Origin of the sequence: Gordonia sp. p3-SID1431 (genome assembly GCF_025143765.1) — a bacterium.
GTDB lineage: Bacteria > Actinomycetota > Actinomycetes > Mycobacteriales > Mycobacteriaceae > Gordonia > Gordonia hongkongensis.
The window spans coordinates 41,441-60,695 of sequence record NZ_JAMBDT010000001.1 but is presented as its reverse complement, the minus strand read 5'-3'; the positions used below and the strand labels follow the sequence as shown (position 1 = coordinate 60,695).

Here is a 19,255-nt window from a genome sequence, read left to right as displayed (position 1 = left end):
TCGGACTCAACTCTTGCCCTCGGCCGCCAGGTCGTACACCTCGAGCTCACCTCGACCGATGGCCTCCATCATCCGGGTGTGGTCGGAGTCGTTGAGATCCGCGTACGCGAGCGAGAACTCGGCGATGGCGTCACTGAAACCCTTGGTGGTCCCGAGGTACTCGGCGATCCGGAACCGGCTCGCGGTCCGGGCATGTGCCTGACCGAGAACCAGCCCGCACAGCTGTGCGTACAACTTCATCCCCTCCGCGCTCAGGGCCTCGACGACGACCGAGCCCTTTCCGTCGCGGAGCTGTCTTACGTAGAAGTCGCGTCGCTCACCGTTCTCGTCGATCCCGGTCGACCAGCCGAGGAAGAGGTCGCTCGTCGCCTGGAGCAGGCGCTGCCCCTCGACCACCCGCTGCCCTTGGTTGTCGAAGCCCGATGCCGGCACATGGTCGGCGAGCACCGACCGCTGCGCTTCCTTGACCTGCAAGAACAACGGATCACCCAGTTCCTTGCCGGTGAGCAGGATGATCCACGCCCGCGTGCCGACACTGCCGACGCCGACCACCTTGAACGCGATGTCGACGATCGCGAACTGGTCGAGGAGCGCCTGCACGTGCAAGGGCACGGTGTCGCGGTAGGCGCTGACCCGCTCGCGGACCCGTTCGGCCACGATCTCGGCGGTCTCGGCCGGGAACCGCTCGTGCAGCGGCACCAGCAGCGGCGGGTCGCTGCGGATGTGCGCGGAGCCGTCGGCGCCGATCACACAGAGCTTCGCGAGGGCCTGCGCACTGTCGCGGTGCCGCGCCTTCTTCAGCGCCTTCTGCGTCCGCTCGCTCATCGACGTGTCCAGCTTGGGCCCGAACTCCGCCAGGAAATGGTCGACGTCGATCCCGGCGTACCAGTTCTCCAGAGTCGTCTTCGACGCGCTGCGCACGACCGCCCGCCGGTACGCCTTGGCAACGGTCTTGGCGACCCTACGATTGGTCGCGTCGTCGAGTCCGTTGTTACGTCCCGCGATCGCGAAGCTCGCGGCGAGACGCTTGACGTCCCACTCGAACGGTCCGATGTGCGTCTCGTCGAAGTCGTTCAGGTCGAACACCATTCGACGCTCCGGGCTGAAGAAGAGGCCCAGATTGCTCAGGTGCGCGTCGCCGCACAGCTGGGTGATGATCCCCGTGTCCGGCGTTCTCGACAGGTCGTCGGACATCACCGCGGCCGCACCACGATAGAAGGTGAACGGCGTCGCCGACATCCGCGCGTGCCGAACCGGGATGAGATCCGCGACCCGGGTCTGCGCCTGCGCTTCCAGGATGCGCAGAGGGTCGGCCCGCTCCGTCGGCGTCGGGCACGCGGCGAGTTCGACAGCGGTGGGCGGAGTGGACAGAAGTGTCGACACGGAGTGCTCCTTCACGTCGATGCGGCCCCGCCACAGGCAGAGGTCCGTGTGTCCGGGCCCGGTCGGAACCCGCGGGTGAACGCCGCCGAAAACGAAGTCCTCCGAGAGAGAATTCTTCCAGCCCGTCGGTAGTTCCGCCGATGGATCGGTGATCAATCTGCGCCACGTTCCCTCGGTCGCGTCCGGGTCGCGTCCACCGGGATCTGCCGACCGCCGCCCAGGGCGTGTGACCCGCTTCACGGCTGCAACAGGTTCTAGTTGTAGCGTGAACGTCGTGGATTACTGGGGTGTGATGGTCGGGTTGGGGCTCGTGGCGACGGCGCTCGGCGTCATCGGGTTCGTGCGGTACCGCGAGCGGGAATCGACGAGTCTGCAGCGTCAGACCCAGCTGGCGCGCGAACTGCGTGACCTCGCCGGCGGCGACGAGGTCCGGCTGGCCGCGGTCGACGAGTTCTCGCTGACCATCTACCAACGGCTGTTCTACGTCTCGGTGGTGGCCCCGTGGATACGGAGTGCCGCGTGGGCTCTGCTCGGCGCGGCGCTGGCCGCTGCGGGAGCGCTCGCGACCGGGCCGCTCGACGGGGTGTTCGCGACCGTCGCACACATCGCGGCGATCCTCGTGTCCGCGGTGTTCGCGGTGGCCGCCCTGGTGTACGTCGGCATCGCGCTGTACCACTCGGCGACCACGCCTCGGGTGTCCTTCAGCGACTCCTATGCCGACGATGACGCCGATCCCGCCGTCGACGCCCCCGATCCCGGCACCTCCGATCCCGGCACCCCCGAGTCTGCTCGGTCTGTTGACTGATCAGGCCCCCGGGACACAACGAACCCCCGTCGCGAGTCGACGGGGGTTCGTTGCTGTGAGAGGGTCAGGCGTACTCGCTCACGCGATCTGCGCCTGCCACATCCAGTGCAGCTGCTCGAGTTTCGACGCGAACGAGATCAGCAGGTCCTGAGTGACCGGATCGGCCTCCTCGGTGACCCCGATTCGCTCGCGGAGACCCGCGACCACTGCCTTGAGATTGTCGACGATCGACTCGACGACGTCGCTGTCCTTGGTCCATCCCTCACCGAATCCCTTGGTGTGGGCGGTCTTGGCGACGGTCTCGGCACGGCCGTCCGGGCTCACGCCGATCGCGGTGGCCCGCTCGGCGGCCGCGTCGGTGAACTCCCTGGACACCGTGACCAGTTCATCGAGGTCGAGGTGTACCGACCGGAACTGCTTGCCGACGACGTTCCAGTGCGCCTGCTTCGCGATGAGCGACAGGTCGATGAGGTCGACGAGGGTGTCCTGCAACGCCTTTCCGGCGACGGACTGCTGCTCGTCGGTGAGCGTGCTGGTGATCGGGTTGGTCATGATCAAGAACTCCCTTCTTGTCCTATGGATTACCTCTGCTCCCTGAGGTGCGAGGAGCGATAGCGACGAGCCACGAAGGGCGCCGACACCGACACCCCGCACGGCTCAACGATCAGACGCGTACGGTGACCGACGAGTCGATGTTGCCCTTGGTCGCCTTCGAGTACGGACAGAATGTGTAGGCGAGGTCGGCGAGTTCCTTGGCCTTGGCCTCGTCGAGGCCGGGCAGCGAGACCTCGATGGCGACGGTGAGACCGAATCCGTTGTCCGCCGGGTCTTTTCCGATCCCGACGGCCACGTCTACGGTCGCCCCGTCGGGCACCGGGGTGTCGGCCTGCTTGGCGGTGGCGCGCAGCGCGCTCAGGAAGCAGGCCGCATAACCCGCCGAGAACAATTCCTCGGGATTGGTCCCCTCACCGCTGCCACCCAGTTCCTTCGGCGGCCGCAGGTCCAGATCGATCTGGCCGCTCGCCGAGACGACTTCGCCGTCGCGTCCGCCCCCGGACGCCTTCGACGAGATGGTGTACACCGGTTCGATTGCCATTCGAAATCCTCCTGGATGCTCAGTGCGGGTTCGGGCCAACGGTCGGTTCAACCCACCCCGCTCGCTGAACATTCCGACGACACCGGCGACGGCGACGTGATGGTCACGACACCGGCGTCGGAGTCCGGTTCACCGTCCGCGCATCATCCGCGTGGGCTTCATCCGGGTCGACTCCGGCAGCCACTGGTTGACCGGTCGCCGGAGGGTGCAGAGGGCGGCGACCACCAGGAGACCGAACTGGAGGTAGCTCAGGACGACCATGACGGACGACACGTCCGGGTATCGGAACAGCAGGTCGACTCCGACGGGGATGCACAGCAGATGCACGACGACGGCGGCCAGGAAGAAGTTGCGGAGATGCCGGCTGTGTTGCGACGCGGCGGTCACCAGGCACGCGTACTCGATGGCCAGCACGACGACGATCATCACCAGCATGAACGGCGGGAAGAAGCCGGCGAGGGTCTCGACCTCACTCTCGGGTGCGGAGTTCGCCGGGTCCGAGACCACGCCTTCGAGCAGTCGGCTGCGCAGATCGTCGGTGATGGTGCCGAGGTTGAAGAAGCCGTAGATCGTCAGCACGAGACCGATCACGGCCGCACCCCACCACACGATGCGCGCGTGCACCGCCAGCGCCTCCGGCGGCGGTCCCGGATCGCCCGGCCGCGAGGGATAGAGCGCGGACTGATCTCGATCTCGGGAGGACCGCTCGATGGCCGCCAGATCCTCGGCGTCGAGCTCGGCCTGGCTCGGGACGCGATCGGGGTCATCCGCGGCAGAATCGCCGGACGCGCCCCCGGCCGGGTCCTTCGGATCCGTCATGCCCCGATCCTGCCACTCACCCCGGCGGGCCTCCAGCGTCGAGGAGGTTCGGCCGCGAGCGGCTCACTTCCGGAACTCGGCAAGGACGAACTCCATCCCGGGGACGAACGTGCCGAGCATGGGGACGACATGGTTCACGATCGACTTCGTCAAGATGGGCGGGGTGGGGTCGGTGACGAAGGTGACGTCGGCGCCCTGGGCGCGCCAGTCCGCCGCGAGTTGCGCGACCTGGCCGTACGGGATCACGTCGTCGTGCAGTCCGCCTTCGACGAAGACGGGCGCGTTCGGCTTCAGGCGACCGATCCGCTGCTGGCGGACAACCTCTTGCATTCCCGGGGATCGTGCGATGAGGGACGACAGAGTCTCGCCGGTTCGGGTCCAGGTCTCGACGCGGCGGAAACCGAAGGCCGGGATGATGTCCCCGATGCAGCTGGTCGAGAGCTGTTTCAGCGCGGCTTTGCCGGTGGGGTTGGTCTCTCGTCGCACCACGTCGGCGACGTTCGGATACCGCTCGGTCAGCCCGTTGACGGCGAAGCCGATCGCCCCCGCGATGGTGGTGCCGTCGATCGCGGGGATGACCTTCTCGAGGTCGGCCGGGGGCGCGCCGGCGTAGGTCGCGCGCACGTCGAGTTCCGGTGCGTAGGTCTCGGCGAGTTCGGCGGCCGACGCGGCTGCGCCACCGCCCTGCGAGTAACCGGCGAAACCTACGGGGGCGTCCTTCGGGGCGCCCGAGATCGCGAGTGCGGCCCGGGCGCCGTCGAGCATCGCCTGACCGGTCTCCGCGCGGTTGACGTAGGTGTGGACACCGGGCGTGCCCATCCCGATGTAATCGGTGAGGAACACCCGTACGCCGTTGACCAGCATGTAGTACATCTCCGGGGCGGTGTAGTTCACCGAGATGCCCGGCTTCATCAGATCCACCGCGAACGGAATGGTCATCAGCTTCGATGGCGCACACTGGTCGCCCTGACCGATGGTCCCGGAGCCGACGACGACGGTCGGTCGCGGTCCCTTGCCGCGCCATGGCGCGGTGGGTTCGATGACGGTTCCGGTGACCGCGGCGGGTTTTCCGTCCTGGTAACGCGAGGTGTACATGACCTTGCGGGCGGTCCCCGGCCACTGACCCGCCATGCCGGGGATCTGGAGCAGCAGCGGACTCGGCTGACTGCGGATCACCGATCCCGGCTCGGACGCGAACCGGGCCGGCGGGGTGTAGAAATCCGCCGCCGCTGCAGTACCGACCGCTGCGGGGGCCAGCGACGCGACGCACGCTGCCACCAGCGCGGCGATCCCGAGCGTCCGTCTCGATGTCCTGCGATGGGTCATGGTTCTCCCCGACTTCCAGTTCATGGCTGTGTAACCTACCGCACAGTAACTTGAGTCAGGTGACTGGTGTCGCTTCCGGGCGCGCGACGCCTCGCAGAGGGCCACAGGGGTGTCGCCGATCGACGGCCTAGCGGCCCGGCGTCACCTTGAGCACGCGGCTGAGAGTTGCCTGCCACAGCGATCCGTCGGCCGTGATCGTCCCGGTCAGCTCGAGTGGTTCGTCGAACGGCGCCGTCCCGACCGGCACCGTCGCCACCCGCCGGCCGGTCGCGAAGTCGGTTGCCACGTAGGCGACTTCGCCGAACTGCTGTGGGAGGTTCGGCTGGATCGGGCCATACCCGATCGCGTGGATCAGACCGTCAGCGCGAGACAACTTGGGGAGCGTCGCGATCCGGTCGCCGTTCTCCCATACGCGGCGGCAACCGCTTTCGCCGACATCGATGCGGGTGGCGCCGCCGACGAACGGGGCGTCGGCCGGGACCGACGGACCCCGCAGCGCCATCGGCGGGTACTGGTAGCCGTAGGTGCTCGGGATGACCAGCGAATTGCCCCAGGCCATCGGCGAGTTCTCGGTGCCCGGCCCGGACGTCGAAAAGGCCCGCATGCGGCAGACCTCGGAGCCGTCATCGCTGCGCAGCACGCGGAGATCCGGCGGTTCCGCGTTGTCGACGATTGCGACCCAGCCATCGCCACCGGGACCGAAGTACGTCGGCGTCGTCCCCGAGCCCCAGGTGAGCTGTCCGGGTTTCCGTGCCGGCCCCCGGTCGTAGGCACGGCGCCAGACGACTCGTGGTGCGCTCCCCGGTTCGGCGCGCATCTCGTACAGCGCGTGCGTCGTCAGGATCGACGCCCCCGATCGCCGGATGGACAGTCCGTTGCCCAGTTCCTCCCCCGCCGGCAGCCGGGTGGCCCGCACGGTGTCATGCCGGTCGACTGTCCCGACCACCCCGCGCGTCGTCGCGAACCACACGCGGCCGTCGAAGTCGGGCGCCAGGCCGGTGATCGCGTCACCCGCCGGTATCGCGTGGTCGACGTCGACCCGATCGTCGACGAACACCCGCCAGCCGCTGGCCGTCTTCGCATGCGCGACAAGGAGAATCGACCCGGACCCGTCGGCGACGACCACCCGGTCGCGGTCGTCGAGATAGCCGTACACGCCGCCGAGCAGTCCGCCCTTCGTCAGCTGCGTCGACGCCAGTGGTTGCGCGGTCCGGGGATCGAAGAGGACGACCGACGGCGCCGCGAATGCCGGTGGCGACGATCCGACGAATTGCGTGCACAACGCGACGGGCATCCCGTCGCGTCCCACGAACGTTGCCGCGCAGGCGCCGCCCGGGATCGAGGAGCCGGCCAGTCGAGCCCCGCGGCCGGGGCCTCGATGCGCCGTGGAGTCCGTGGAGGCGAGGTCGCCGTGCATGAGCGAGGTGTCGCTCGGTCCGAGTCCGGTGCTCGGCGAATCGGGTTGTGCCGCTGCGGGGTACGCGAGCGTCGCCGCCAACGCCAGAACCCCGGTGACCACCGCCGCCCGGACCCGCATCTTCCGTGTCATGAGTGGTCAAGCTACCGCACAGAGGGCCGGCTCAGATGACCAAGCCGAGTGCGAGTACCACGATCAATCCGGTCACCGAGAGGACCGTCTCCATCATCGACCAGGTCTTGAAGGTCTGGCCGACGGTCATCCCGAAGTACTCCTTGACCAGCCAGAAACCGGCGTCGTTGACGTGGGACAGGAACACCGACCCGGCACCGATCGCCAGGACGACCAGCGACAGTTCTCCCGAACCCATCCCGTCGACCAGGCCCAAGATCAGCGACGACGCGGTGATCGTGGCAACGGTCGCCGATCCGGTCGCCAGGCGGATCAGTGCCGCGAGCGTCCAGGCCAGCAGGAGCACCGAGACGTTCGCGCCGGTCGCCCAGTCGGCGAGCAGGGTGCCGATGCCGGTGTCGACGAGAACTTCCTTGAATCCGCCACCCGCGGAGACGATCAGCAGGATGCCCGCGATCGCGGGCAGGGCCGCGCCCGTGCATTTGGAGATTGTCTCGCGGTCCATCCCGGAACCGCGGCCGAGGGTGAACATCGCGACGATCACCGCGATGAGCAGCGCGATGAGGGGCGTGCCGAGGATGTCGAGGACCTTGCGCACGGGCTGGTCCTCGTCGGCGATGAAGATCTCGGCGAGTGCCTTGCCGAGCATCAGCACGACGGGCAGCAGGACGCTGATCATGGTGATCGCGAAGGACGGTCGCTTGGTGGTCGGGCCGTCGGACGGATCGACGTCGAAGGTCGTCGGGGCCTCGACCGTCACCCATCGCCCGGCGAGCACGCCGAAGAGCGGCCCGGACACGATGATGGTCGGGATGGCAACCAGCACACCGAGTCCGAGTGTCATGCCGAGATCCGCGCCGAGGGCGTCGATCGCCACGAGCGGGCCGGGATGCGGCGGGACGAACCCGTGCATCGCCGACAACCCGGCCAGCGCGGGGATGCCGATCGGGATCAGGCCGAGACCCGAGCGTCGGGCCACCAGGTAGATCACCGGCATCAACAGCACGAGACCGATCTCGAAGAACATCGGCAGACCGATGATGGCGCCGACGAGCGCCATCGCCCACGGCAGCATCCGCGGTGAGGCGTGACCGACGATCGTGGCCACGATCTCGTCGGCACCACCGGAGTCGGCCAGCAGCTTGGCGAACATGGCGCCGAGTGCGATCAGGATGCCGACTCCCGCTGCGGTGGTTCCGAACCCGGCGGTGAACGACTCGAGGACCGTCGGGATCGACTCACCCGCGACGATGCCGACGGTCGCGCCGCCGCCCACCAACGCCAGGAAGGGATGGACCTTGGCGATCGTGATCGCCACGACGATGACGGCGATACCCGCCAGCGCCGCGACGATGAGTTGCCAACCGGGCGCGACCGGCTGCGGCAGATCTGTGCTCACGGCGAGAATCGTGGTGGTCGGCGACATCAGTTCTCCTCGGCGTCGAGATCGGAACCGTGCGAGAGGGCCTCGACCAGCTCGTCGATGATGGCGTCCACGCTCTGGTCCACGTCGACGGTCAGGCCGCGTTCGTGGGGGGTCAGCTGCTCGAGGGTCTCGAACTGCGAGGCGAGCAGGGCCGGTGGCATGAAATGCCCCGGGCGTGATGCCTGCCGTCGTGAGATGACCTCGACCGACCCGGCCAGATGCGCGAACAGCGTCGTCGGTGCGTGATCACGAAGATGGTCGCGGTAATGCCGTTTGAGCGCGGAGCAGCTCATGACACCGCCGTCGGCGTGTTCGGCGAGCCAGACGCCGATCGACTCGAGCCAGGGTCGGCGGTCGTCGTCGTCGAGCGGTTCTCCCGCCGACATCTTGGCGATGTTCTCGGCGGGGTGGAAGTCGTCGGCGTCGGCGAACGGCACCCGCAGGCGCTGCGCCAACGCCGCTCCGACGGTCGACTTCCCGGACCCCGACACCCCCATGACGACGATCGGCGATCGCATGTTCACTCCTCACCACGCTGTGCTGCTGATCACGTAGGCTGCCTCAATAGTCATACTTTTGCAAGCCTCAGGGGAGATTAAGTACGCACATTTGTCCGTACCTCGATCAATGAGAAGATGAAACGGTGAGTCAGGGCACACGGAGCACAGGCGAGCGGCACGACGAGATCCTCGCGGCCATCGGCCGACGCATCGTCTCGGGAGCGCAGCCGGCCGGCAGCGTGCTGACCCTCGACGCCATCAGCGCCGACCACGGGGTGTCGCGGACGGTATCCCGCGAGGTGATCCGGGTTCTCGAGTCGATGGGCCTCGTCGAATCCCGGCGCCGCGTCGGCATCACGATCCAGCCGCGGACCCGATGGAGCGTGTTCGACGCCCGGCTGATCCGCTGGCGCCTCGACGGCGCCGACCGCGCCGAGTTCCTCGCCACCCTCTCGGAGCTACGACGCGGCTTCGAGCCGGTGGCGGCGGCCCTCGCCGCCGAGCGCGCGAACGAGCACCAGTGCCGCATCCTGGCGGCAGCCGTGTCGGACATGTCGGTACACGGGCGCAACGGCGACCTCGAGTCGTACCTGCTGGCCGACAAGGTCTTTCATCGAACGCTCTTGGAGGCCAGCGGCAACGAGATGTTCCGGTCGCTCACCGGGGTGGTGAACGAGGTCCTCGCCGGCCGCACCCATCACGGGATGATGCCCGCGACACCGAATCCGGTGGCCATCGCACTGCACGACGACGTCGCCAGAGCAATACGCCTCCGCGACCCGGAGGTCGCGGAGGCGTCGATGCGCGCGATCATCACCGAAGCGGCGGCTGCTGTATCGCCCCCGCCACCTGAGGTGCTCTAGACGAGCAGCTCGGCGATCTGAATCGTGTTGAGGGCCGCGCCCTTCCGGAGGTTGTCCCCCGAGACGAACAGCGCGAGACCGCGGCCGTCCGGAACACCCGGGTCCTGCCGGATCCGGCCGACCAGCGAGGCATCCTTGCCGGCGGCGGCCAGTGGCGTCGGCACGTCCGCGAGCTCCACACCCGCTGCGCCACCGAGGATCTCCTGTGCACGTGCCGCCGACAGCGGGTTCGCGAACTCCGCGTTGATCGACAGCGAGTGGCCGGTGAACACCGGCACGCGTACGCAGGTTCCGCTCACGAGCAATCCGGGCAGCCCGAGGATCTTGCGCGATTCGTTGCGCAGCTTCTGGTCCTCGTCGGTCTCACCCGAACCGTCGTCGACGAGCGAACCGGCGAGCGCCACGACGTTGAACGCGATGGGCGCGACGTATTTGTTCGGGGCGGGGAAGTCCACGGCGGAACCGTCGTGCACGAGCTTCTCCGCGTCGCCGGCGACCGCACGCACCTGGGTGGCCAATTCGTCGACACCGGCCAGACCGCTACCCGAGACCGCCTGGTAGCTCGAGATGATCAGTCGCTGCAGGCCCGCCTCATCGTGGAGCGGCTTGAGGACCGGCATGGCGGCCATCGTGGTGCAGTTCGGGTTGGCGATGATGCCCTTGGGCGGGTTCTTGGCCAGTTCGCCGTTGACCTCCGAGACCACCAGCGGCACATCGGGATCCTTGCGCCAGGCCGACGAGTTGTCGATGACGGTCACGCCGGCCTCGGCGAACCGCGGCGCCTGTTCGCGCGACATGGTGGCACCCGCCGAGAACAGCGCGATGTCGAGTCCGGACGGGTCGGCGGTGGCCGTGTCCTCGACGACGATCTCGCCGTCGCCCCACGGCAGCTTCTTGCCCGCCGAGCGCGAGGACGCGAAGAAGCGCACCTCGTCGGCCGGGAAGTTGCGCTCCGCCAACAGGGTTCGCATGACGGCGCCGACCTGACCGGTCGCGCCCACGACTCCGATACGTACGCCCACTGCTATCGCCCCGTTCCGGCGTAGACGACGGCTTCTTCTTCGCCGCCGAGATCGAAGGCGGCGTGCAGAGCGCGCACCGCGTCGTCGAGTTCGGTGTCCCGGCACAGCACCGAGATCCGGATCTCCGAGGTGGAGATCAGCTCGATGTTCACGCCGGCGTCGCTGAGGGCCTCACAGAAGGTGGCCGTGACGCCGGGGTGCGACTTCATGCCCGCGCCCACGAGCGACACCTTGCCGATGTGATCGTCGTAGAGCAGATCGGTGAACCCGATCTCGGTCTGCAGCTTGGTGAGCTTCTCGACGCCGAGCGGCCCGAGCTCGCGCGGCAGGGTGAAGGTGATGTCGGTCTTGCCGGTGTCGACCTTCGAGACGTTCTGCAACACCATGTCGATGTTGATCTCGGCGTCGGCCACGGCGCGGAACACCCGCGCGGCGTAACCGGGCTTGTCGTCGAGGCCGACGACGGTGATCTTGGCCTCGCTGCGGTCATGTGCGACGCCGGTGAGAATGGCTTCTTCCACGGGGATGTCCTCCATCGATCCGGTCACAATGGTGCCGGGTTTGGTCGAGTACGACGAGCGCACGTGAACGGGAACGTTGTATCGGCGCGCGTATTCGACGCACCGCAGCATCAGCACCTTGGCGCCACAGGCAGCCAGCTCGAGCATCTCCTCGAAGCAGACGGTGTCGAGACGGCGGGCGTCGGGCACGATCCGCGGATCGGCCGAGTAGACGCCGTCGACGTCGGTGTAGATCTCGCAGACGTCGGCTTCGAGCGCGGCCGCCAGCGCGACCGCGGTGGTGTCGGAGCCGCCGCGTCCCAGTGTGGTCACGTCCTTGGTGTCCTGCGAGACGCCCTGGAAGCCGGCGACCAGCACGATCTTGCCCTCGTCGAGTGCGCTGCGAACGCGCCCGGGCGTGACGTCGATGATCTTGGCCTTGCCGTGGCTGCTCGTCGTAATGACACCGGCCTGCGATCCGGTGAACGACTGCGCCTGCGCGCCCATCGAGCTGATCGCCATCGCGACGAGCGAGTTGGAGATCCGCTCACCCGAGGTCAGCAGCATGTCCATCTCACGGGCCGGCGGCGCCGGGTTGACCTGCTGGGCGAGGTCGAGGAGCTCATCGGTGGTGTCGCCCATCGCCGACACGACCACGACGACGTCGTTGCCCTGCTTCTTGGTCTCGACGATCCGCTCGGCGACGCGACGGATGCGTTCGGCCGTTGCGACCGAGGATCCGCCGTACTTCTGCACCACGAGGGCCACGTCGAGTTACCTCCCGCCGGCCAGTGTGCCGGTCGATAGACGTCAACTTGCCGGGACAACCTTACCGGGACCGCCGCGACCGCTCTGACCTGGTCTCCGCCCCACCCGACGGGACCGGACCGAGGTGATCCGCCCTAGGATCGCTCGCGTGGCCTCCCCAACCGACGTCGGTGACACCGGAACCGGTCCCGTCGGTACGAACAGCTACGGCCGTCGACTGGCGTCGATGACCCGCGGCTATTTCGGTCCGCTCGGTTCGTCGCCCGCCGCGGTCCGTGGTCATCGCTGGTGGCTCGACGCTCTCCTCGTCTTCCTCGTCATCCGGGCCGTCGGCATCCTCGTCCTGGCCCGCTTCGCCGATCTCCGCGGCACCACGCTGGGCGACTCCCTGGCGGTCTGGGACGGGCAGTGGATGATCGCGATCGCGACCCACGGCTACGACGGCGTGCCCTACACGCTCACCGACGCCCGGGGTCTGCACACCGTCGACACCGCGTACGCCTTCTTTCCCGGTTACCCGTACCTGGTGGGCTTGATCGCGAAGCTGCCGGGCCTGAGTCCCTTCGGTGCGGCGATCACGGTGAACCTGATCCTGGGATGCGTGGCGGCGATCGGTGCAGCACGTCTCGGAATGGTGTGCGCCCGACTCATGGCACGACGGTCCCCGATCGGCCCGGCACCCGAACGCGGAACCGGACTGTTCCTGGTGGTGCTCTTCGCGGCGACGCCGATGTCGATCGTGCTGAACATGGCCTACACCGAGGCGCTGTTCTGCGCGCTCGCGGTGTGGGCGCTGGTGGGGGTCCTCGAGAAGCGCTGGCTCCTCGCCGGCGTCGTCGCGGGGCTCTGCGGTCTGTGCCGGCCGACGGCGGCGGTCCTGATCGGGGTCGTGATGCTCGCGGCCCTCGTGTTCCTGTGGCAGGCGCGCGGGACCGACGTCCCGAGAGCGGCACGCGTCCGCGCGATCGTCGCCATCGTCATCAGCCCGCTCGGTTACCTCGCCTATCTCTGCGTGGTGTGGGCGCACACCGGGTCGCCGACCGGGTGGTTCCGCATCCAGACCGAGGGCTGGGACACCCAGTTCGACTGGGGCGTGGCCGCTTTCGAGTTCATCAACGAAATGCTCGTCCATTCGGCCGAGATCGCCCCGGTGGCCACGTCGTGGATCGTGCTGAGCACGCTGGTGATGCTGGGCGTCGCCGTCTGGTCACGGGTGCCGTGGCCGGTCCTGCTCTACGGTTCGCTGCTGGTCGCGCAGATCGTGCTGTCGAGCGGACTGATGATGAGCCGGCCCCGGTTGCTGCTGCCCGCCTTCGTCCTGCTGATCCCGCTGGCGATGGCGCTGGCGCGGATGCGGCCGGTGGTCGCGGGACTGATCGTCGTGCCGATCGTGGTCGGCAGCTCGTGGTTCGGCGCGCACATGCTGACCGTGTTCCCCCACGCCATGTGACAACCGCTTGCCCTGCTCCCCGAGGAGCGCGACCCCTCTACCCCCAAGCGCGACGAGCGGACCCTCTGCTCCCTGAGGTGCGAGGAGCGATAGCGACGAGCCTCGAAGGGCCTGGTGAGATGCCGTGCGAGACCCTTCGAGGCTCGCTACGCTCGCACCTCAGGGAGCAGGAGACGACCCGCTACGCTCGCATCTCAGGGAGCATAAAAACCACTTCGCCCGCTCCTCAGGGAGCCGAAGGTTGTCACACCGCCGACGCCGCGAATCCCAGGCAGAGGTAGTCGATTCCGGCGTCGAGGCGCGCCCGGGGATCGAGCAGCCGGCCGGCATCGCGACGGCCGGCGAGGCGGGCGAGATGCGACGGGACTTCGACCTCTGACTCCCCCGAGATCACCTCGGCCAGTCCCGCGGACGGCAGCAGGGCGTCGTCGTGAAGCAACTGATCGCTCACCGCGACAAGGGCGACGCCGTGGACGAAGCTCCAGACCGACAGCGCCATGTCGGTGGCGCGTTCGATGCCGACGCCGAGCTCGAGGAATCCGGCCGCCAGCCAGTCGAGGCACGCCAGCGAATCCTCGCCGTAACTGTGCCGGGGCGACGAGTAGGCCAGGACCACCCACGGATGCCGGGTGTAGAGGTCCCAGTCGACGTCGACGGCGATCCCGACCCGTGTCCGCCACTCGGGCGCGGTGTCGACGGGGTACGGGAACCGCCGTCCGACCTCGGTCGACATCGCCTGCAGCAGCGCGTCCTTGTCCTCGACGTGGCGATACAGCGACATGGCCCCGACCCCGAGCTTCTCGGCGACCCGCCGCATCGACAGCGAGCCGATCCCGGCATCGTCGGCCACGGCGATGGCGGCATCGACGATCGTCGCCGTCGACAGTTTCGAGGTGTCGGCCGTCACGTCCTCGTTCCTCCTGCTCAGGGCGGGAATAATCCGATTGCGTACAGCGTACTCATCCCCGTACGCTGACCCGCGTACACCGTACGCGTAGGTAGCTGCCGTCTGCCGCGAAGGAGGAATGATGTCCGCCCAGCTCGACCCGTCGAACCGGCTCCGCCCGACCACGTCGGGTACCGCCGACCGGCGAACGTGGCTGGGACTGGCCGTGCTGACCCTGCCGGTGTTCCTGGTCTCGATGGACGTCTCGGTGCTGTACCTCGCCATCCCGTCGATCACCGATGCACTCGCGCCGTCCGCGGCCCAGCAGCTGTGGATTCTCGACATCTACGGCTTCCTCATCGCCGGGCTGCTCATCACGATGGGCAATGTCGGTGACCGCGTCGGCCGTCGACGCATCCTCCTCGCCGGCGCCGCCCTGTTCGGCATCGCGTCGGTCATCGCTGCTTTCGCACCCTCGCCCGAGATCCTGATCGCGGCGCGCGCCCTCATGGGCATCGGCGGTGCCACCCTGCTGCCCTCGAGCCTGTCGCTCATCGCCAACATGTTCCCCGACGCCCGCGAGCGCGGGCGCGCGATCGGCGTGTGGACCGCGGCGTTCGCCGGCGGCAGTGCGGTCGGCCCGGTCATCGGAGGCGTTCTGCTGCACCACTTCTGGTGGGGCGTGGTCTTCCTCATCAACGTCCCGGTGCTCGCCGCACTGTTCGTCTTCGGGCCGCGCCTGATCCCCGAGTACCGGGCCGCGACGAACGACCCGTTCGATGTCGTCGGCGTCGTGCTCTCGATGGCCGGAATCCTCCCGCTCGTCTATGCCGTCAAGACGGTCGCGAGCGAAGGCGCCACGACCGGCGTGGTGGTCGCCGGAGTGGTGGGTGCCGCGCTGCTCATCACGTTCCTGCTGCACCAGCGCCGGGTGACGTCACCACTCCTGGACCTCAAGCTGTTCGGCAACGCGCAGTTCAGCGGAGCGGTCGCCGTTGCGCTGATCGGCATGATGGCCCTCGGCGGCATGTCGTACCTGACCGGCGTCTACCTCCAGTCGGTCATGGGCCACGACGTCCTGGCCGCGGCCATCGCCGGCCTCCCGATGGCCGTCGCGGTGGCGGTGTTCTCCATCGGCGCGACCCGGGTCGCCGCGTTCCTGGGCACCCGGCTGGCCTTCGTGGGTTCTGTCGGCCTGGCCGCCGCAGGCAATCTCGGCATGCTGAGCCTCGGCACCTCGACCCCGGTCTGGGTGTACGTGCTGTGCACGACGATCGCGGGCGTCGGCTACGGCATCCAGTTCAGCCTGGTGTCTGTCGTGGTCGTCGGCTCGGTGCCGCCGGAGCGGTCGGGCGCCGCGTCGGGCATCTCGGAGACGAGCTTCGAGCTCGGGACCGCGATGGGCCTGGCCTTTCTCGGATCGCTGGCCACCCTCGTGTTCCGAGACGGCGACCGGGGTTGGTCGTTCGGCGACACCCTGGGCGAGACCCTGCACCGGGCGACCGACATGGGTTCGGCCGGAGAGGGGTTGGCCACCGCCGCGAAGCAGGCCTTCGTCGACGGCATGCACGCGGCGTCGCTGGCGAGCGGTCTCGCGCTCCTTGCACTCGGCACGGTCCTGCTGTTCGTGATGCGCGACGAGCCCACCGATCCGCAGGCCGCGGTCGCCGAGGTGCAACTTCCCGACGGTGCTGATTCGGTCCCGCTCGCTTCGCTCCCGGCGACCGGTCCCGTCGGCGTCGCACGCACCGACTCCTGACAGCGAGCCCGGCGATCGCCGCGCCACTACCCTCGGGCGGATGCACGAACTCATCTCGGGCCGCCGTAGCGCCCGCGGCTACGATCCGTCCGCGACCATCTCGCTCGACGACGTCACCACGATCGTCGACGCCGGGCGCTGGGCTCCCACCTGGGGGCGGGTGCAGCCGGTGCGCTTCATCGCGGGACTGCGCGGCGACCCGACGTTCGACGCCCTCGCCGGCGTCCTGACCCGGGGGAACTCGGGGTGGGCGCCGCGCTCGGCAGCCCTGATCCTGGTCTGCACCACCGATGACCCCGACGACTCGAAGGCCCACACGTACGGAGCCGTCGACTGTGGACTGGCGGTGGCGCAGATGATCCTGCAGTCCGAGGCCCTCGGCTTCAATGCCCATCCGATGGCCGGTTTCGACGCCGAGGCAGCCCGCGACATCTTCGGGATCCCCGCCGACAAACGACCGCTGGTGCTGCTCGGAGTCGGCGCGCTCGCCGACCCGGCGTCCCTTCCCGAGGAGATCCGCGCCCGCGACGAGAAACCCCGCACCCGGCTCCCGCTGTCCGAGGTCGCGTTCGCGGGTCGCTGGGGACATCCCGCGTTCCCGGGCTCCGCAGGCGCCTGACCGGCCGATGTGACGAACGAGGCATATGAGACAGAAGTGACGTGTGGTACTTGTTCTCCATGACTGTCACACCTCAACCTCGAGGACTCCTCCGCCGACTGGCAGCGCACCTCGCGCCCGTCGCCGCCGTCACCGCACTGACAGCCGCGGCAGCACTGTCCGTGCCGGCGGCCGCCCACGCCGACGAGCCGTTCAGCCTCGAATTCGATGGCGCCGCCGGCACTCTCCCGTCGGCGCTGCAGCACGAGACCGGCGCCGGCGGTTGGGGCAACAACGAGGTGCAGAACTACACCGCCGATCGGCTGAACTCGCGACTCGACGGCAACGGCAACCTGCTCATCGAGGCGCGCCGCGCGGCGACCGGCGGCTGGACGTCGGCCCGGCTCACCACCGAGGACAGCTTCGAGTTCACCTACGGGACGATCTCCGCGCGCATCTCCCTGCCGCAGGGTCGCGGGTTGCACCCGGCGTTCTGGCTGCTGGGAAGCGACATCGACTCCGTCGGGTACCCGGCGGCCGGCGAGGTCGACATCGCCGAGACGATCAACTCCTCCGACTGGGTCCACGTGGGCGTGCACGGCCCGACGGCGCTGGGCACCGCGATGGGATCACTCGATCTCTCGCTCGCCGATCTCCTCCCCGGACTGCCGCTGCCGGGGCCGCTCGCCGGCCGCTGGGAGCGGGGCCACGACCTCACCGGCATCGATCCGGGCGACTTCCACGTCTACGCGGTGACCAAGTCGTCGTCGCAGATACGTTTCACCATCGACGGGAACGCGGTCTACACGATCAACCGCTCCTCGCTCACCGGCGACGAACGGTGGGTCTTCGACAAGCCGATGTACGCACTGCTCAACGTCGCGGTCGGCGGCATCTGGCCCGGGCCCCCGTCGTCGACGACTCCGAGCCCGGCAACCATGAAGGTCGACTGGTTGCGCTACACGCCGTCCACTCCCGCTCCCTGAGCTGAGGAGCGCCCGTAGCTTGCGGACGGTGGCAACGACTCCGCCCCGAGCCGACAGGCCCGGGGCGGATTTCTTGTATTTGATTGCGGTACAGTCGTTTACGCGACCGGCACCTGCTCGTCGTCGGTGACCGACGCCCGCATCGTCTTGTCCTTGGTCTCGACGATCTTGATCGTGCACACGACGCTGAGTGCCGACAGACCGGCGAGCAGGACACCCACCCAGATCGCACCGGGACCCGCGATCAGCGGGGCGGCGATCAGCGGCGGGATCGCCCCACCGAGGATGCCGGCCAGGTTGTAACCCATCCCCGCACCGGTGTAGCGGTACCGCGCCTCGAACAGTTCGGGCAGAAGCGCACCGGCCGGACCGTAGGCGATGCCGAAGATCAGCAGCGTCCCGAAGAGTCCGACCACGAACGCGAAGCCGCCGCCGATCTCCAGGATCGGGAACAGCACCAGCGCCCAGGGGATCGCGACGCTGCACGAGGTGAGGATGACCCGGCGACGACCCACGCGGTCCGACCACACCGCCGACGCCGCGGTGGACAGTCCGAACACCACGGCCGCGCCCATCCCCGCGGTCAGCACGAAGGTCCGGGACAGCTCCAGTGACTTGGTGCCGTAGTTCGTGAGGAACGCCGTGCCCATGTAGAACAGCGAGAACAGGCTCGCCAGCGCGCCGCCGGCGATGAGGATCTCGCGCCACTGGTGGCGGAAGGCGTCGAGGAACGGCAGTGCCGGACCGTCGACCACGGGACCGTCGATTGCCCTGCGCTGCTGGGCTTCTCGGAACACCGGCGTCTCCGCGACCGCGAGCCGCACCCACAGCCCGACGGCGACGAGCGCGAAGGACAGGATGAACGGGATGCGCCAGCCGTAGTCGAGGAAGGCCGAACTGGTCTCGCCGAGCGTCAGGCTCGCGATGAGGAACGTCAGGCTCGACAGGAAGAACGCGAAGGCCGGGCCGAGTTGCGGGAACATCGCGTACAGCCCCCGCTTGCCCGGTGGGGCGTACTCGGCGGTGAGAAGCGTTGCGCCCGCCCATTCGCCGCCGACGGCGAAGCCCTGCAGGAACCGCAGGAAGACGAGGAGGATGGGCGCCGCGATGCCGATCCCGGATTCGGCGAAGCCGAACACGCCGGTCTCGTAACCGGGGAGAAGACCGATCGCGACCGTCGCCAATCCCATGATGAGCAGGGTCCACACCAGGGTGCGTTTACGGCCGATCCGGTCGCCGAAGTGACCGAAGAGCATCGCGCCGACCGGCCGCGCGAAGAAGGCCACGGCGAAGGTGGCAAAGGACGCGATGGTCCCGGTGACCTCGTCGGCGGCCGGGAAGAACACGGTCGGGAACACCAGGGCGGCGGCGGTGCCGTAGATGAAGAAGTCGTAGAACTCGATCGTCGTGCCGATGGAACTCGCGGCGGCCACGCGTCGAAGGCTCGTGCGTTTACCCTCCGGCGGTTCGGTCACCGGCGGTTCGGCGGGGATGGTCGTCACTGGCGTTAGCCCTTTCT

General features: G+C 68.4%; 18 protein-coding genes. 6 read left to right on the top strand and 12 right to left on the bottom strand.

What is annotated here, in order from left to right:
• Positions 1-6: 6 nt before the first annotated feature.
• On the bottom strand, positions 7-1,383 hold the full coding sequence (locus M4D77_RS00295; protein WP_068969851.1) for a DUF2252 domain-containing protein: 1,377 nt from the start codon (positions 1,381-1,383) through the stop codon (positions 7-9).
• A gap of 274 nt (positions 1,384-1,657) precedes the next feature.
• On the opposite strand from M4D77_RS00295, the gene M4D77_RS00290 reads away from it, so the two are divergent.
• Positions 1,658-2,188: a hypothetical protein gene (locus M4D77_RS00290; protein WP_396266467.1), complete on the top strand. Its 531-nt coding sequence runs from the start codon at positions 1,658-1,660 to the stop codon at positions 2,186-2,188.
• A 78-nt stretch (positions 2,189-2,266) separates the two neighbouring features.
• On the opposite strand, the gene M4D77_RS00285 is transcribed toward M4D77_RS00290, so the two are convergent.
• The 7 genes from M4D77_RS00285 to M4D77_RS00255 form a co-directional block, all read right to left on the bottom strand.
• Positions 2,267-2,740 carry a Dps family protein gene (locus M4D77_RS00285; protein ID WP_068969841.1) on the bottom strand — a complete coding sequence of 158 codons (474 nt, stop codon included), beginning with the start codon at positions 2,738-2,740 and terminating at the stop codon, positions 2,267-2,269.
• A gap of 112 nt (positions 2,741-2,852) precedes the next feature.
• Positions 2,853-3,284, bottom strand: a complete 432-nt coding sequence (locus M4D77_RS00280) for an organic hydroperoxide resistance protein (protein ID WP_065630665.1) — start codon at positions 3,282-3,284, stop codon at positions 2,853-2,855.
• 129 nt (positions 3,285-3,413) lie between these two features.
• On the bottom strand, positions 3,414-4,103 hold the full coding sequence (locus M4D77_RS00275) for a hypothetical protein (RefSeq protein ID WP_068969842.1): 690 nt from the start codon (positions 4,101-4,103) through the stop codon (positions 3,414-3,416).
• 63 nt (positions 4,104-4,166) lie between these two features.
• Complete coding sequence (locus M4D77_RS00270) at positions 4,167-5,429, bottom strand: lipase family protein (protein ID WP_259935296.1); 1,263 nt, start codon at positions 5,427-5,429, stop codon at positions 4,167-4,169.
• 127 nt (positions 5,430-5,556) lie between these two features.
• On the bottom strand, positions 5,557-6,966 hold the full coding sequence (locus M4D77_RS00265; RefSeq protein WP_396266466.1) for a hypothetical protein: 1,410 nt from the start codon (positions 6,964-6,966) through the stop codon (positions 5,557-5,559).
• A gap of 43 nt (positions 6,967-7,009) precedes the next feature.
• On the bottom strand, positions 7,010-8,404 hold the full coding sequence (locus M4D77_RS00260) for a GntP family permease (RefSeq protein WP_259935292.1): 1,395 nt from the start codon (positions 8,402-8,404) through the stop codon (positions 7,010-7,012).
• Complete coding sequence (locus M4D77_RS00255; RefSeq protein WP_259935291.1) at positions 8,404-8,922, bottom strand: gluconokinase; 519 nt, start codon at positions 8,920-8,922, stop codon at positions 8,404-8,406. Before M4D77_RS00255 ends, M4D77_RS00260 begins: the two co-directional genes overlap by 1 nt.
• Positions 8,923-9,047: 125 nt before the next feature.
• On the opposite strand from M4D77_RS00255, the gene M4D77_RS00250 reads away from it, so the two are divergent.
• Positions 9,048-9,767 carry a FadR/GntR family transcriptional regulator gene (locus tag M4D77_RS00250; protein WP_137808656.1) on the top strand — a complete coding sequence of 240 codons (720 nt, stop codon included), beginning with the start codon at positions 9,048-9,050 and terminating at the stop codon, positions 9,765-9,767.
• Here M4D77_RS00250 and M4D77_RS00245 read toward each other — a convergent pair.
• Complete coding sequence (locus M4D77_RS00245) at positions 9,764-10,789, bottom strand: aspartate-semialdehyde dehydrogenase (RefSeq protein WP_247451094.1); 1,026 nt, start codon at positions 10,787-10,789, stop codon at positions 9,764-9,766. The genes M4D77_RS00250 and M4D77_RS00245 overlap by 4 nt on opposite strands.
• Positions 10,790-10,791: 2 nt before the next feature.
• The gene (locus tag M4D77_RS00240) at positions 10,792-12,057 is read right to left on the bottom strand and encodes an aspartate kinase (RefSeq protein WP_247451092.1); all 1,266 of its coding nucleotides are present in this window, start codon (positions 12,055-12,057) and stop codon (positions 10,792-10,794) included.
• A gap of 148 nt (positions 12,058-12,205) precedes the next feature.
• On the opposite strand from M4D77_RS00240, the gene M4D77_RS00235 reads away from it, so the two are divergent.
• Positions 12,206-13,507 carry a hypothetical protein gene (locus M4D77_RS00235; protein ID WP_396266456.1) on the top strand — a complete coding sequence of 434 codons (1,302 nt, stop codon included), beginning with the start codon at positions 12,206-12,208 and terminating at the stop codon, positions 13,505-13,507.
• A gap of 244 nt (positions 13,508-13,751) precedes the next feature.
• Here M4D77_RS00235 and M4D77_RS00230 read toward each other — a convergent pair whose 3' ends face one another.
• Complete coding sequence (locus M4D77_RS00230) at positions 13,752-14,414, bottom strand: TetR/AcrR family transcriptional regulator (protein ID WP_058251062.1); 663 nt, start codon at positions 14,412-14,414, stop codon at positions 13,752-13,754.
• A 121-nt stretch (positions 14,415-14,535) separates the two neighbouring features.
• Between M4D77_RS00230 and M4D77_RS00225 the strand changes: the two genes are divergently transcribed.
• Genes M4D77_RS00225 through M4D77_RS00215 form a run of 3 tightly spaced genes read left to right on the top strand, consistent with a single transcriptional unit; the run spans position 14,536 to position 17,736 of the window.
• Entirely contained in the window at positions 14,536-16,152 is a 1,617-nt protein-coding gene (locus tag M4D77_RS00225; protein WP_259935332.1) for an MFS transporter, read from the top strand.
• A gap of 40 nt (positions 16,153-16,192) precedes the next feature.
• Positions 16,193-16,771, top strand: coding sequence for a nitroreductase family protein (locus tag M4D77_RS00220; protein ID WP_259935290.1), 579 nt, complete (start codon positions 16,193-16,195; stop codon positions 16,769-16,771).
• 59 nt (positions 16,772-16,830) lie between these two features.
• Positions 16,831-17,736 (top strand): glycoside hydrolase family 16 protein, encoded by a 906-nt coding sequence (locus M4D77_RS00215; RefSeq protein WP_137808661.1) that lies wholly within the window; start codon positions 16,831-16,833, stop codon positions 17,734-17,736.
• Positions 17,737-17,834: 98 nt separating this feature from the next.
• Here M4D77_RS00215 and M4D77_RS00210 read toward each other — a convergent pair whose 3' ends face one another.
• Positions 17,835-19,238, bottom strand: a complete 1,404-nt coding sequence (locus M4D77_RS00210; protein ID WP_259935289.1) for an MFS transporter — start codon at positions 19,236-19,238, stop codon at positions 17,835-17,837.
• Positions 19,239-19,255: the final 17 nt, after the last annotated feature.